This is a genomic window from Ochrobactrum sp. Marseille-Q0166, assembly GCF_014397025.1.
GTDB lineage: Bacteria > Pseudomonadota > Alphaproteobacteria > Rhizobiales > Rhizobiaceae > Brucella.
Map to the genome: position 1 here is coordinate 302,283 of NZ_JACJUO010000001.1, position 12,549 is coordinate 314,831.

The window sequence follows — 12,549 nt, forward strand, 5'->3', positions numbered from 1 at the left end:
GAAAGGAAAACCCGCGCCAGCCGAGCCAGCGCGGGTTCCCAAAATTCAAAATATCACTTGGGAAGGACTGGCTTAGCGAACAGCGCCTTCAAAAGCGTTTGGCGTCTCGGTGTTCTTGAGATACTCGAGAGCCTTCTTTGCCGACGCAACCAGTGCACCGAATGCATCAGGTTCATGGATTGCGATGTCGGAAAGAACCTTACGGTCGATTTCGATGCCAGCCTTAGCAAGACCATCGATGAAACGGCCATAGGTCAGGCCCTGTTCACGAACAGCAGCGTTGATACGCTGAATCCAGAGAGCGCGGAACGTACGCTTGCGATTCTTGCGGTCGCGGTAAGCATACTGCTTCGAACGATCTACAGCAGCCTTGGCGGTGCGAATCGTATTCTTACGACGGCCACGAAAACCGGAAGCCTGATCGAGAACTTTTTTGTGCTTGGCGTGGGCGGTAACGCCGCGTTTTACACGTGCCATGATATGATCTCCTTAGAGGATAGACGGCTTAGAGGCCGTTAGGCAGGAACTGTTTGACGATCTTCGCATCGGCTTCCGAGAGCACCATGGTGCCGCGTGCATCGCGAATGAACTTGTTCGAGCGCTTGATCATGCCATGGCGCTTGCCTGCAGCCGCAGCTACAACTTTGCCAGTGCCAGTAATTTTGAACCGCTTCTTAGCAGCCGATTTGGTCTTCATCTTGGGCATTTTGCTACTCCTTTGTTTAGTCCCCGTCGTGCTTGCAGCACTCCACGCCTCTTGTGTTAAGTGGCGTCCATCCTGAAAAAGACCGGAACCTTGTTTGACTCCCGGACCGACCAAGTCCGAAAAGCATACGAAACCGCCACGGCATGCCCTGCCGGGCGGTTCGAACGCGGCCTTATAGGCTTAAAGGCCAGAAAACGCAATGCCTGATTCAGCCCGAATTGGGCTTAATCAGGCTTCAACATCAATAAAGTCGCAGCAAAACCGGCAACACAGCTATGTTTTGCAGATACTCAATGAATTCAAAGAACGGATAGGCCACAAAGAACACCAGACCATCGGTAAATGTCCGATAAAGACGGTCAGGCTTTACTTTGAGCTCATCATCATCACGGAACAGCGAGATACGCGGAAAGAATCGTGGCACACGGGCGCAATAATCCTCATATGGCTTGCCGAAATTGGCTTTGAGGAACTTCTCTTCCGTGCGAATGACAGTGGAAAAAGCCAGGTAGCACAGCACGCCGAAAGCCAGAGCCACGATGATACTGCCTGTTTGAGCGCCGATACCTATCGCGCCAATGCTGCTAAACACATAAAGCGGATTGCGCGTTATCGAATAAGGGCCGGTCTGCACGATCTCGGCACTTTTGCGGCCTCCGATATAAAGCGTACACCACATGCGCCCTAGAATGGCTGCAACGATCAGGCTTATGCCGAATGCTTCGATATATTCATGCAAATGCCCGATTGATTGCGAGCGCACAAAAAGGAGTGCGACGACAAGAAGCCCAATAACGATCGCAATCGCAAGTCGGCGGCGTTGCTGATATTTGCCCAGTTCACCCAGTGTCTTCATGATGATCTCTGAAAAGGATAATTCTGGCTAATAAAAAACCGCCCGAAGGCGGCTTTTCAAAGGCGGGAATTTATGATTAGCGCGGAGCCAGAACCATCATCATCTGGCGACCTTCGAGCTTTGGCTCGGATTCCACCTTGGCGATTTCGACGGTATCTTCCTTCACACGCAGCAGAAGCTTCATACCAAGCTCCTGGTGGGCCATTTCGCGGCCACGGAAACGAAGCGTTACCTTGACCTTGTCGCCTTCTTCGAAGAAACGCTGTGCAGCCTTCATCTTCACTTCATAGTCATGAGTGTCGATGTTCGGTCGCATCTTGATTTCTTTGATTTCGACCGTTTTCTGCTTCTTGCGGGCTTCGGATGCTTTTTTCTGATTCTGATACTTCAGCTTGCCGAGATCCACGATCTTGCACACAGGCGGTTCAGCGTTTGGCACGATCTCAACGAGATCGAGACCCGCTTCTTCTGCCATCGCAATGGCTTCCTGCGTCGGGATGCTGCCGTGGTTATGACCTTCGGCATCAATAAGCTGGACCCGGGGAACCCGGATATCACGGTTGGAGCGCGGTCCGTCTTTCTGGACCGGCGTCGCTCTGAACGGTCGGCGAATGGTCGTTATCTCCTGATTATTAACGTCATAGGCGGCTTAATTTCGTTGCCCGCGACGGCACTTCCCCATCAAACCCCTGTTTAACGCGGAAATGTGATCAAGCGGGCGGTAAAGTCAATAGCATCTTTGACTAGGAAAATCACCCCCGACGAAGAAAGAAGTATTTCGGGTGTGTAAAGCGACATATCGGTCACATTCCTCAATATTTCAAGGGAGTGGCCTGTCAAAAGGTTTTCTCGGACGGGCAGAAATGGCAAATGAAAAGAATTTGATAGAGTGCCTGCTTATTCAGGAGACGAAGTATGAGCGTAGCTGAACCAGATTTTATCGATGTCGATGGTGCAAAAATTGCAGTCCGCAATCGTGCGGGGCAAGTTTCGCCTGGCATTGTCTGGCTTGGTGGCTATCGTTCCGACATGCTTGGCACCAAGGCCGTTGTTCTTGATGAATGGGCAGAGAAGACCGAGCGCTCCGCGCTGCGTCTTGATTATTCAGGGCATGGTGAGTCGGGTGGCGACTTCAATCAGGGTACGATCTCGCGCTGGCTGAATGAAAGCCTCGCCGTTTATGAGAAATATGCGCATGGTCCGCAGATCCTTGTCGGATCATCAATGGGCGGATGGATTGCGCTGCGCATGGCGCAGGAACTGAAGAAAACAGGCAAGTCTCCTGCCGGAATTGTTCTGATTGCCCCGGCCCCGGACTTTACTGCCGAGCTTGTCGAACCATCGCTGACCGACAAACAGAAAAAAGATCTGATCGAAAAAGGCTATTTTGAAGAGCCCTCAGAATATTCGCCAAATCCTTACATCTATACCCGCGCATTGATTGAAGACGGTCGTAACAACCTTGTGCTTAAGGGCATTATTGAGGCCGGCTGTCCGGTGCATATTCTGCAAGGGATGCTGGATGAGGCCGTGCCTTACCAACATGCGCTCAAGCTCGTTGAGCATCTGCCGGTTGATGATGTGACGCTGACGCTGGTTCGTGATGGCGACCATCGTCTTTCGCGACCACAGGACCTCCAACTGCTGATCCGCACGGTCTCGGCACTCGCCGAACGCATATCTTTCGGAGAATAAGTCATGCGCTTTTCGGTTTTTGCGTCTTCGGCGGTTGCAGCGATTGTCGGCTTTGGCAGCACGCTGGCGCTCATTGTAGCGGCAGCCAGTGTTCTGGGCGCAACGCAGGCCGAAACAGCGAGCTGGGTGACAGCAGTCTGTCTGGCGATTGCCGGCTCATCCGCATGGTTGAGTGTACGCTACAAAATGCCGATCATCGCGGCATGGTCCACGCCGGGATTGGCGCTGATCGGCGCAAGTGTCGGCTTTACCATTCCGGAAGCCGTGGGCGCATTCATCGTAACCGCTGTTGCGCTGATCCTCACCGGATTGGTCCGCCAGCTTTCAATGCTTGTTTCGCGTATTCCCGCATCCGTTGCTTCGGGAATGCTGGCTGGCGTATTGCTCAGCTTCGTCATTGCAGCTGCGAAATCCGTCTCGCTTGATCCAAGTTTCGTTTTGCCGCTGGTAGCGCTTTTCTTCATCATCCGCCTGTTCAATCCGTCACTCGCCGTCATCGCCGTGCTTGTACTCGGCATGGCTTATGCGCTGATATCCGGACGCATTTCTCAATTGCCTGCGCCAGAAATCTCGACGCTCACGTTGATCTGGCCAGAGTTTCACATCGGCGCACTGATCGGCATCGCGCTTCCGCTTTATCTTGTGACGATGGCTTCACAGAACCTGCCAGGCTTTGCCGTATTACGCGCATCCGGCTATGAGCCACCGACCAGCGCCGCTCTAAGGGTAACAGGGCTTTTCTCTCTGCTCACCGCCCCTTTTGGTGCGGGCACCAGCAATCTTGCAGCCATTTCAGCCGCGCTTTGCACCAATCCGGATGCACATCCCGATCCGACCAAGCGTTGGATGACTGGGCCTGTTTACGCGGCGTTCTATGTGGTCTTTGCCTTATTCGGCGCGTCGCTGGTGGCAATCTTTGCCGTGCTGCCTGCAACGCTGATTGCACTGGTGGCAGGTCTTGCTCTGAGCGGCCCGTTCATCAATGCCATGACATTGGCGCTGAAGGTCGAAGAAGAACGTCTCGCCGCAATCGTCACCTTCGCTGTCACCGCTTCCGGCATTGCCTTTTTCGGTGTCGGTTCAGCCTTCTGGGCATTGCTGGCCGGTCTTGGTGTGGCAACGCTTGAACATTTACGGAAAAAATTTCCGAGATAAACACATTGCTTAGCTCTCGCGTGGCGGGAACAAGCACGCGACATTCTTGAAAAGCCGCAATTGGTTTACCACGTCAAATTCAAGCCGCGAGATTAGCAAACGGCCCGGAATTCACGGAGTAGACCATGACCAATTCTGCATTGATCCGCCCCGCATGGACACCAGCGACAATTGCGCTGATGGTGCTGGGTTTCATCTTCTTCTGGCCGCTTGGCCTCGCCATGCTCGCCTATATCATCTGGGGCGACCGCCTCGGTGATTTCAAACGCCAAGTTAACGAGAAAACCGACTCTGTATTCGGCTCGTTCCGCAACTGCGGTAAAAGTGAAAGCTTCGGCTTTGGCGGCACCACCGGTAATGCGGCTTTCGATGACTGGCGCCGCGAAGAACTCGACCGTCTGACTGAAGAACGCCGCAAGCTTGAAGAAGCTCGCGCCGACTTTGAAGCCTATGCGCAGGAACTTCGCCGCGCCCGCGACAAGGAAGAGTTCGAGCGTTTCATGAATGAGCGTCGCGCCAACGGCAAACGCACACCAGCGAAGACCGACAGCAACGAGGTCACGGATATTTGACCGCTAAATAAAGGCTGTAATATCTGTTGCGACGCGGGCTTAGAGCGCAACCCGGTTTGAGTGAATCAGACCTGCGCTCTAAGCTTTTTTACCCAATGCATAATCTTATCGATCCTCGTTCCACTCCGGTCGGATTATGCTTCACCCGCGTCGTTTTGCTTTGAACGACAAAAATTTCTGGCTTTTTTCGCGAATCACTTATTTTTAAGGAATGGGCTTTTCCTTATTTCGTTCATCGAAGGCTAAACAGTCGGCGACAGTCAGAAGCGAACGCATTCATGCGGTCGCGGGACGTGAATTGCCTTTGCGCGTGCTTGAAAACCCGCGCGCCAAACGCCTGACACTTCGGATTGAGACCGGCGGCAAGGGTCTGCGTGTCACTATTCCACCGGGCCTGCCCGACCGTGAAGTGCAGAGTTTTTTGATCCGCCATGAAGGCTGGATTGAAAGCCGCATAGCAAAATTACCCGATCAGGCTGGCCTTCGTGTGGGTGTGAAAATACCCATTCGCGGTGTGCCGCATCTCATCACCCATCAGCCCGGACGTGGCACGGTGGATTTGCTGGATGGCAGTATTCTGCTCGTTCATGGCGACCCCGCACATCTTTCGCGGCGCGTCGCCGATTACCTCAAGCGCGAAGTCAAACGCGACATCGAGCAACTGGTTGCCCGTCATACGGCAACCGTGGGCCGCAAAGCCAAGGCGGTCCGGTTCAAGGATACCAAAAGCCGCTGGGGGTCGTGTACTTCCGATGGCGTGCTTTCCTTCTCATGGCGCATCGGCATGGCCCCGCCGCCCGTCATCAACTATCTCGTCGCCCACGAAGTGGCGCATCTGATCGAGATGAACCATGGGCCGAAATTCTGGAAACTCTGCCTTGAGCTTTGCCCCGACACTGAGCGCTGCAAAGCATGGCTGAAGCGTAATGGCAGCGCATTACAGGCTATCGACTTTACATGACATCACATATTCAACACGCCGCCCGGGTGCTATGGGATTACCATTGCATCTATGACGAACTTCAGACCGCCGATGTCATTATCGGCTTAGGCAGTTATGATACCCGCGTCGCAAAACATGCGGCCGATCTCTACATGCAAGGCCTTGGCACCTGGCTCATGTTCACAGGCCATAGCGGTAACTGGACCAAAGGACTCTACAAGGCGTCTGAGGCGGAAGCCTTTGCGGAAATCGCGATTGCTGAAGGCGTGCCGGAAAGCGCGATCATCATCGAGCCAAAAGCGACCAATATCGGTGAGAACATCCTTTTTTCGCGCGAAAAGATGGTGCCAGGTGCCATTAGTCCGATTTTTGTCACCAAGCCGCAGACGCAACGCCGTGTGCGTGCAACGGTTGACCGGCAATGGCCGGAAGCCAAGGCTTTTGTCACAGCACCCGCTACATCTTTCGAGGATCAGCCGACAAAGGCGCATGATTTCGAAAAGCTGGTGCGTGAAATGACGGGCGATTTACGGCGCATTCTGCAATATCCGGCTCTGGGTTTTCAGATTGCGCAGGCAGTTCCCCTTGAGGTCATGGAAGCGTATGATACCCTCATCGCACAGGGTTATGATGACGCGCCAGCCGAAACAGCGCCGGGAACGACTTGAGTCCCGTTGCAATATGTGCGACGGAAACGCCATGGTTTTTGATATAAAAATATGCGGCCTCAAAACGCCTGAAGCAGTCAATGCTGCTCTCGATGGCGGAGCGACGCATATTGGCTTCATCTTCTTTCCGAAAAGTCCACGTCATCTTACACCCGTTGATGGCGGTCGTCTGCGTGAAGCAGCAAAAACCCGCGCCAAAGTGGTTGCTGTGAGCGTTGATGCGGATGACGAAACGCTTGATGAAATCGTTCGCGAATTAAAGCCTGACATGCTGCAACTGCACGGTCATGAAACGCCTGAGCGCGTGGCGGATGTGAAAAAGCGCTATGGCCTGCCGGTGATGAAGGCTTTTGCAATTCGTGACGCGCACGATCTCGAAGTGATCGCGCCTTATAGAGGCATTGCAGATCGCTTCCTCTTTGATGCCAAACCGCCGAAAGGTTCCGACCTTCCAGGCGGCAATGGTGTATCCTTTGACTGGGCATTGCTTGACGCGCTTGACGCGGATGTCGATTACATGCTTTCCGGTGGACTGAACGCGGGCAACATTGCCGAGGCGCTGCAAAATACGCGTGCGCCGGGTATCGATGTTTCATCGGGCGTAGAGCGTGCACCCGGTGAAAAGGATGTGCGTCTTATCAAGGAATTTTTTCAGGCTGTGTCTGATGCCAGACAATAGCCTGCACATGACGGAGTGGCAGCATTGAACAAGCCGGTTGAACCCAATTCCTATAAGACAGGCCCGGATGAAGAAGGCATGTTCGGCATTTTTGGCGGACGCTTTGTCGCCGAAACGCTGATGCCGCTGATCCTCGAGCTGCAGGAAGCCTATGATACGGCAAAGAACGATCCTGAGTTTCAGGCCGAGCTTTCCGATCTTTCGACCTATTATGCCGGTCGCCCTTCCAAGCTTTATTATGCTGAAGGACTGACCAAGCATCTCGGGGGCGCCAAGATTTACTTCAAGCGCGAGGACCTGAACCATACCGGCAGCCATAAGATCAACAATTGCCTCGGCCAGATTCTTCTTGCCAAACGCATGGGCAAGACCCGCATCATCGCTGAAACCGGCGCTGGTCAGCACGGCGTTGCATCAGCAACTGTTGCAGCCCGCTTCGGCCTGCCTTGCGTGGTCTATATGGGTGCCACCGACGTTGAACGTCAGAAGCCAAACGTCTTCCGCATGAAACTCTTGGGTGCTGAAGTAAAGCCGGTCACAGCTGGCAACGGCACGCTCAAAGACGCCATGAACGAAGCGCTTCGCGACTGGGTTACCAATGTTGAAGACACCTATTACCTGATCGGCACCGCTGCTGGTCCGCATCCTTATCCGGAACTCGTGCGCGATTTCCAGTCAGTGATTGGCACAGAAGCGCGTAAGCAGATTCTTGAACAAGAAGGCCGTTTGCCGGATGTGATCGTTGCTGCTGTCGGCGGCGGATCGAACGCAATTGGCCTGTTCCATCCGTTCCTGGACGATGCATCGGTCAAGATCGTCGGTGTCGAAGCAGGCGGTCGCGGTCTAAACGGCGTTGAGCATTGCGCCTCGATGAGTGCAGGCAGCCCCGGCGTTTTGCATGGCAACCGCACCTATCTGCTCCAGAACGAAGATGGCCAGATTCTCGAAGGCCATTCGGTTTCCGCCGGTCTCGACTATCCAGGCGTCGGTCCTGAGCATTCATGGCTCAAAGATAGCGGCCGCGTTGACTATGTACCGATCCTCGACGACGAGGCACTAGAAGCTTTCCAGCTTTGCACCCGGGTTGAAGGTATTATTCCAGCGCTTGAATCCGCTCATGCGATTGCGCAAGCCGTGAAAATGGCCCCAACTATGGGCAAGGATCAGGTGATGATCGTCAATCTGTCCGGTCGCGGTGACAAGGACGTTCACACGGTCGGGCAGTTGCTCGGCATGGAAATGTGAGAACCCAATGAGCAATATCGTTGCCGACACAAATGCTTACAGACCGCGTGCCGCATGGTTCGAGGGACTGACGGAGTGTGGTTCGGCAACAATTAAGCTCAGCATCATCGAAGCCGATCCTTCCAATCCACTCGCGGAAGCAGCGGTTGGCATCGCTCGCAGACAGATCGCATCCGTTGCAGATAAACTTGAGCATACGCCGCATCTCGGCGCTGGCTTCGCTATTCTGCATCAGGGTGAAGAAAGCCTGTGGTTGCTTCTGCACTGGTGGCTGGAGGGAGGCATCGCAACCCAGATTCTCTGGCAGTCTGAACTTGGCGACGAGATCGACTTCATGCCCGCACAGCCTTTGTTGATGGCCTGCGTATGGGAACTGGGGATCATCGACTTTGAACGGCGCGCCTGGATGGAGACGGTTATGTCCGGCCAATCCACCGCCGATTATCTTACGCGCATTTTGCCACGGGGCACGGTATGACCACACGCATCGACACCAAATTTGCAGCGCTCAAGTCCGAAGGACGTCCAGCACTGGTCACTTATTTCATGGGCGGCGACCCGGATTATGCGACATCGCTTGCAGTCATGAAAGCTTTGCCGAAAGCAGGCTCGGATGTGATTGAGCTTGGTATGCCTTTCTCCGATCCGATGGCCGATGGCCCTTCGATTCAGGCAGCCGGTCTTCGTTCGCTTGAAGCCGGACAGACACTGAAAAAGACCCTGCAGCTAGCTGCAGATTTTCGCAAAGAGGACGACAGCACGCCAATCGTCCTTATGGGCTATTACAATCCGATTTACATCTATGGCGTCGAGCGTTTTCTTGCTGACGCCAAGACATCCGGCATTGATGGCTTTATTATTGTCGACCTGCCGTCCGAAATGGACAAGGAACTCTGCATTCCGGCAACTGAGGCTGGCCTCAACTTCATTCGCTTGACGACGCCAACGACTGACGACAAGCGGCTGCCAAAAGTGCTGCATAATTCGTCGGGCTTTGTCTATTATGTCTCGATGAACGGTATCACCGGCTCGGCGATTGCCGATACGTCGCGGGTTGCGGATGCTGTACGCCACATCAAGAAGAGCACCGATCTGCCGATCTGTGTGGGCTTTGGTGTGAAGACACCTGAACAGGCTGCTGCCATTGCTGAAGCTGCCGACGGGGTTGTTGTTGGCACCGCAATCGTCAATGCAGTCGCGGGCGAACTTGATGAAAATGGCAAGGTCAAGGGTGATCCAGTAACTGCCGTCACCAAACTTGTCAGTGCATTGGCAGCAAGCGTTCGTGCAACACGCCTTGAAGCTGCCCAATAAATCGTCCATTTAAGCAGCAAGCACTGTTGAATAATCTGAAGAACAAGAAACGGAACCAAACGTCATGAACTGGATCACCAACTACGTTCGTCCGAAGATCAATTCGATGCTAGGACGTCGCGAGATGCCGGAAAACCTTTGGATCAAGGATCCATCGACCGGCGAAATGGTGTTTCATAAGGACCTTGAGAGCAATCAGTTCGTGATCCCCGGTTCGGGTCATCACATGCGCATCAAGGGCAAGGACCGTCTGCGTTTCTTCTTCGACAATGGCGAATACACGACGCTGGAAAGCCCGAAGGTTCCAACCGATCCTTTAAAATTCCGTGACGAAAAGAAGTATATCGACCGTCTCAAGGACTATCGTTCGCGCACCGGTATGGAAGACGCGATCATCAATGGTCTTGGCACGATTGAAGGCCTGCCGATTGTCGCAACCGTTCAGGATTTCGGCTTCATGGGTGGCTCTCTCGGAATGGGTGCTGGCGAAGCCATCATTCAGGGCTTTGAAAAGGCCATTGAGCTGAAGCGTCCGCTGGTTCTTTTTGCTGCATCGGGCGGTGCCCGTATGCAGGAAGGCATTCTGTCGCTCATGCAGCTGCCACGCACCACGGTCGCGGTGGAAATGCTCAAAGAGGCGGGCCTGCCTTACATCGTCGTTCTTACCAACCCAACCACGGGCGGTGTGACCGCTTCCTACGCAATGCTCGGTGATGTTCATATTGCAGAGCCGGGCGCACTGATCGGCTTTGCTGGTCCACGCGTGATCGAACAGACGATACGTGAAAAGCTGCCTGAAGGATTCCAGAGCGCTGAATATCTGATGGAACATGGCATGGTCGACATGGTCGTCTCTCGCCTTGAGCTGAAGTCGACTATTGCACGTCTGCTTAAGATCATGACCAGACAGCCTGCCAATAGCGATACTCCAGCAGCAGCACCTTCACCAAAGAAGCCAGAAGCTGACAGCAAGGCGGCGTAATCGTGACAGGAAAAGCGGATGCCGTTATTGAACGGCTGATGCAATTGCATCCAAAAGGTTTTGATCTTTCCCTGGACCGCATCCGCGGTCTTCTGGAAAAGCTCGGCAATCCGCACCTCAATCTGCCGCCAGTGATCCATATTGCCGGAACCAACGGCAAAGGATCGGCAAGCGCCTTCTGTCGCGCTCTTTTAGAAGCGAGCGGCTTTGGCGTGCACGTTCATACCTCGCCGCATCTCGTCAACTGGCATGAACGCTATCGTCTTGCCTCCAAAAACGGCGGCAAGTTTGTATCCGACGATGTTCTGGCAGATGCCATCGAACGCGTGGAGCGCGCCAATGAAGGCAACCACATCACGGTTTTCGAGATACTGACTGCCGTTGCTTTTGTATTGTTTTCCGAGCATCCTGCTGATGTTGTCATTATGGAAGTTGGCCTTGGCGGACGTTTTGATGCGACCAACGTGATTGCCGAGCCAGCGGTATCCCTGATCATGCCGATCTCGATCGATCATCAGGCATTTCTGGGCGACCGTGTTGAGCTGATTGCTGCTGAAAAGGCCGGTATCATCAAGCAGGATTGTCCCGTGGTTATTGGCTTCCAGCCCTTTGATGCTGCGCGCGAGGTCCTGATCTCGACCGCAGATCGCCTGGATTGCCCGCTTTCGATCTATGCTCAGGATTTCTTTTCATTCGAGGAACATGGCCGCATGGTCTTCCAGAATGAAGACGGGCTGATCGATCTGCCATTGCCACGCCTGCCGGGTCGTCACCAGCTTGCCAATGCTGCCGCCGCCATTGAAGCCGTGCAGATGGCTGGCTTCACTATTACCGAAAAGGCAGCTGAAAAGGCCATGATGGTGGTGGACTGGCCTGCACGGATGCAGCGCCTCACCCATGGCAAGCTTTTCGATCTCGCGCCTGCTGCATCGGAAATCTGGCTTGATGGCGGACATAACCCGGGTGCTGGCATTGTGATTGCAGAAGCCATTGGCGATCTGGAGGAACGCTCCACACGGCCGTTGTTCCTTATTACCGGGATGATCAACACCAAAGATCCTGTCGGCTATTTTGAAGCCTTTACTGGCATGGCACGCCATGTCTTTACTGTGCCGATCCCATCAAGTGATGCAGGTATTTCAAACAGCGAACTGGCGATCAGCGCACAGAAGGCCGGACTTTCGGCTGAGCCTGTGCATTCAGTCGAAAACGCGCTCAAGATTTTACGCGATACATGGCCTCATGATGAAGCCCCGCCGCGCATCCTGATCGGTGGTTCACTTTATCTTGCGGGCGAAGTCCTGCGCGACAATGGAACACCGCCCGTTTAATAAAAAACCCGGCTCAAAGGCCGGGTTTTTCTTATCTTATAAAATCTGCTGATTAAGCAGCAGAAGCCTTGATCCAGTCAGCAAGGCGGCTCTTTGGAGCAGCGCCAACCATGTTGGCGGCAAGTTCGCCATCCTTGAACATCAGAAGCGTCGGGATCGAACGCACGCCGAACTGTGCTGCGAGTTCTGGATTTTCGTCGATATTGACCTTGGCGATCTTGACCTGGCCAGCCATTTCGGTAGCGATTTCGTCCAGAGCCGGAGCGATCATCTTGCAAGGACCGCACCATTCAGCCCAGAAATCAACGACCACAGGCTCGCTCGACTGAAGAACGTCCGACTGAAAATTGCTGTTATCGACCTTTACGGTTGCCATAGGGCTATCCTCATATCTGTTTGAGAG

The 12,549-nt window shown here is 53.9% G+C and carries 16 protein-coding genes; 11 read left to right on the top strand and 5 right to left on the bottom strand.

Going from position 1 to position 12,549, the window contains the following annotated elements; genetic code table 11:
- Nucleotides 1-72: 72 nt before the first annotated feature.
- From rplT to infC, 4 genes are all read right to left on the bottom strand, one after another.
- Nucleotides 73-477, bottom strand: a complete 405-nt coding sequence (gene rplT, locus H5024_RS01390) for a 50S ribosomal protein L20 (RefSeq protein WP_007872656.1) — start codon at nucleotides 475-477, stop codon at nucleotides 73-75.
- Nucleotides 478-505: 28 nt separating this feature from the next.
- The gene (gene rpmI / locus H5024_RS01395; RefSeq protein WP_024898386.1) at nucleotides 506-706 is read right to left on the bottom strand and encodes a 50S ribosomal protein L35; all 201 of its coding nucleotides are present in this window, start codon (nucleotides 704-706) and stop codon (nucleotides 506-508) included.
- Between the two features lie 241 nt (nucleotides 707-947).
- Nucleotides 948-1,562 carry an isoprenylcysteine carboxylmethyltransferase family protein gene (locus H5024_RS01400; protein ID WP_187543686.1) on the bottom strand — a complete coding sequence of 205 codons (615 nt, stop codon included), beginning with the start codon at nucleotides 1,560-1,562 and terminating at the stop codon, nucleotides 948-950.
- A gap of 76 nt (nucleotides 1,563-1,638) precedes the next feature.
- Nucleotides 1,639-2,175: a translation initiation factor IF-3 gene (infC, locus tag H5024_RS01405; protein ID WP_095448014.1), complete on the bottom strand. Its 537-nt coding sequence runs from the start codon at nucleotides 2,173-2,175 to the stop codon at nucleotides 1,639-1,641.
- Between the two features lie 302 nt (nucleotides 2,176-2,477).
- Here infC and H5024_RS01410 point away from each other — a divergent pair, with 302 nt between their 5' ends.
- The 11 genes from H5024_RS01410 to H5024_RS01460 all read left to right on the top strand — a co-directional run bounded on the left by H5024_RS01410 (nucleotide 2,478) and on the right by H5024_RS01460 (nucleotide 12,146).
- Nucleotides 2,478-3,257, top strand: a complete 780-nt coding sequence (locus H5024_RS01410) for an alpha/beta hydrolase (protein ID WP_187543687.1) — start codon at nucleotides 2,478-2,480, stop codon at nucleotides 3,255-3,257.
- Nucleotides 3,258-3,260: 3 nt separating this feature from the next.
- On the top strand, nucleotides 3,261-4,412 hold the full coding sequence (locus tag H5024_RS01415) for a benzoate/H(+) symporter BenE family transporter (RefSeq protein ID WP_187543688.1): 1,152 nt from the start codon (nucleotides 3,261-3,263) through the stop codon (nucleotides 4,410-4,412).
- Between the two features lie 125 nt (nucleotides 4,413-4,537).
- Nucleotides 4,538-4,984, top strand: a complete 447-nt coding sequence (locus tag H5024_RS01420) for a DUF2852 domain-containing protein (protein WP_187543689.1) — start codon at nucleotides 4,538-4,540, stop codon at nucleotides 4,982-4,984.
- A 211-nt stretch (nucleotides 4,985-5,195) separates the two neighbouring features.
- Nucleotides 5,196-5,945, top strand: coding sequence for a M48 family metallopeptidase (locus H5024_RS01425; RefSeq protein WP_187543690.1), 750 nt, complete (start codon nucleotides 5,196-5,198; stop codon nucleotides 5,943-5,945).
- Nucleotides 5,942-6,595, top strand: a complete 654-nt coding sequence (locus H5024_RS01430; RefSeq protein ID WP_187543691.1) for a YdcF family protein — start codon at nucleotides 5,942-5,944, stop codon at nucleotides 6,593-6,595. Before H5024_RS01425 ends, H5024_RS01430 begins: the two co-directional genes overlap by 4 nt.
- A 31-nt stretch (nucleotides 6,596-6,626) precedes the next feature.
- Complete coding sequence (locus H5024_RS01435; protein WP_187543692.1) at nucleotides 6,627-7,274, top strand: phosphoribosylanthranilate isomerase; 648 nt, start codon at nucleotides 6,627-6,629, stop codon at nucleotides 7,272-7,274.
- A 24-nt stretch (nucleotides 7,275-7,298) separates the two neighbouring features.
- The gene (gene trpB / locus H5024_RS01440) at nucleotides 7,299-8,519 is read left to right on the top strand and encodes a tryptophan synthase subunit beta (RefSeq protein WP_187543693.1); all 1,221 of its coding nucleotides are present in this window, start codon (nucleotides 7,299-7,301) and stop codon (nucleotides 8,517-8,519) included.
- Nucleotides 8,520-8,526: 7 nt separating this feature from the next.
- Nucleotides 8,527-8,997 carry a hypothetical protein gene (locus H5024_RS01445; protein ID WP_187543694.1) on the top strand — a complete coding sequence of 157 codons (471 nt, stop codon included), beginning with the start codon at nucleotides 8,527-8,529 and terminating at the stop codon, nucleotides 8,995-8,997.
- Nucleotides 8,994-9,833: a tryptophan synthase subunit alpha gene (gene trpA / locus H5024_RS01450; protein ID WP_187543695.1), complete on the top strand. Its 840-nt coding sequence runs from the start codon at nucleotides 8,994-8,996 to the stop codon at nucleotides 9,831-9,833. Before H5024_RS01445 ends, trpA begins: the two co-directional genes overlap by 4 nt.
- Nucleotides 9,834-9,897: 64 nt before the next feature.
- Nucleotides 9,898-10,815 carry an acetyl-CoA carboxylase, carboxyltransferase subunit beta gene (accD, locus tag H5024_RS01455; RefSeq protein WP_187543696.1) on the top strand — a complete coding sequence of 306 codons (918 nt, stop codon included), beginning with the start codon at nucleotides 9,898-9,900 and terminating at the stop codon, nucleotides 10,813-10,815.
- Between the two features lie 2 nt (nucleotides 10,816-10,817).
- On the top strand, nucleotides 10,818-12,146 hold the full coding sequence (locus H5024_RS01460) for a folylpolyglutamate synthase/dihydrofolate synthase family protein (protein ID WP_337961958.1): 1,329 nt from the start codon (nucleotides 10,818-10,820) through the stop codon (nucleotides 12,144-12,146).
- A 52-nt stretch (nucleotides 12,147-12,198) separates the two neighbouring features.
- Here H5024_RS01460 and trxA read toward each other — a convergent pair whose 3' ends face one another.
- Entirely contained in the window at nucleotides 12,199-12,522 is a 324-nt protein-coding gene (gene trxA, locus H5024_RS01465) for a thioredoxin (protein WP_006473274.1), read from the bottom strand.
- Nucleotides 12,523-12,549: the final 27 nt, after the last annotated feature.

What these genes read in the sequence shown, in the direction of transcription:
- rplT (WP_007872656.1), bottom strand. Translation starts at nt 477, where the DNA reads ATGGCACGTGTAAAACGCGGCGTTACCGCCCACGCCAAGCACAAAAAA.
- rpmI (WP_024898386.1), bottom strand. Translation starts at nt 706, where the DNA reads ATGCCCAAGATGAAGACCAAATCGGCTGCTAAGAAGCGGTTCAAAATT.
- H5024_RS01400 (WP_187543686.1), bottom strand. Translation starts at nt 1,562, where the DNA reads ATGAAGACACTGGGTGAACTGGGCAAATATCAGCAACGCCGCCGACTT.
- H5024_RS01410 (WP_187543687.1), top strand. Translation starts at nt 2,478, where the DNA reads ATGAGCGTAGCTGAACCAGATTTTATCGATGTCGATGGTGCAAAAATT.
- H5024_RS01415 (WP_187543688.1), top strand. Translation starts at nt 3,261, where the DNA reads ATGCGCTTTTCGGTTTTTGCGTCTTCGGCGGTTGCAGCGATTGTCGGC.
- H5024_RS01420 (WP_187543689.1), top strand. Translation starts at nt 4,538, where the DNA reads ATGACCAATTCTGCATTGATCCGCCCCGCATGGACACCAGCGACAATT.
- H5024_RS01425 (WP_187543690.1), top strand. Translation starts at nt 5,196, where the DNA reads ATGGGCTTTTCCTTATTTCGTTCATCGAAGGCTAAACAGTCGGCGACA.
- H5024_RS01430 (WP_187543691.1), top strand. Translation starts at nt 5,942, where the DNA reads ATGACATCACATATTCAACACGCCGCCCGGGTGCTATGGGATTACCAT.
- H5024_RS01435 (WP_187543692.1), top strand. Translation starts at nt 6,627, where the DNA reads ATGGTTTTTGATATAAAAATATGCGGCCTCAAAACGCCTGAAGCAGTC.
- H5024_RS01445 (WP_187543694.1), top strand. Translation starts at nt 8,527, where the DNA reads ATGAGCAATATCGTTGCCGACACAAATGCTTACAGACCGCGTGCCGCA.
- trpA (WP_187543695.1), top strand. Translation starts at nt 8,994, where the DNA reads ATGACCACACGCATCGACACCAAATTTGCAGCGCTCAAGTCCGAAGGA.
- accD (WP_187543696.1), top strand. Translation starts at nt 9,898, where the DNA reads ATGAACTGGATCACCAACTACGTTCGTCCGAAGATCAATTCGATGCTA.
- trxA (WP_006473274.1), bottom strand. Translation starts at nt 12,522, where the DNA reads ATGGCAACCGTAAAGGTCGATAACAGCAATTTTCAGTCGGACGTTCTT.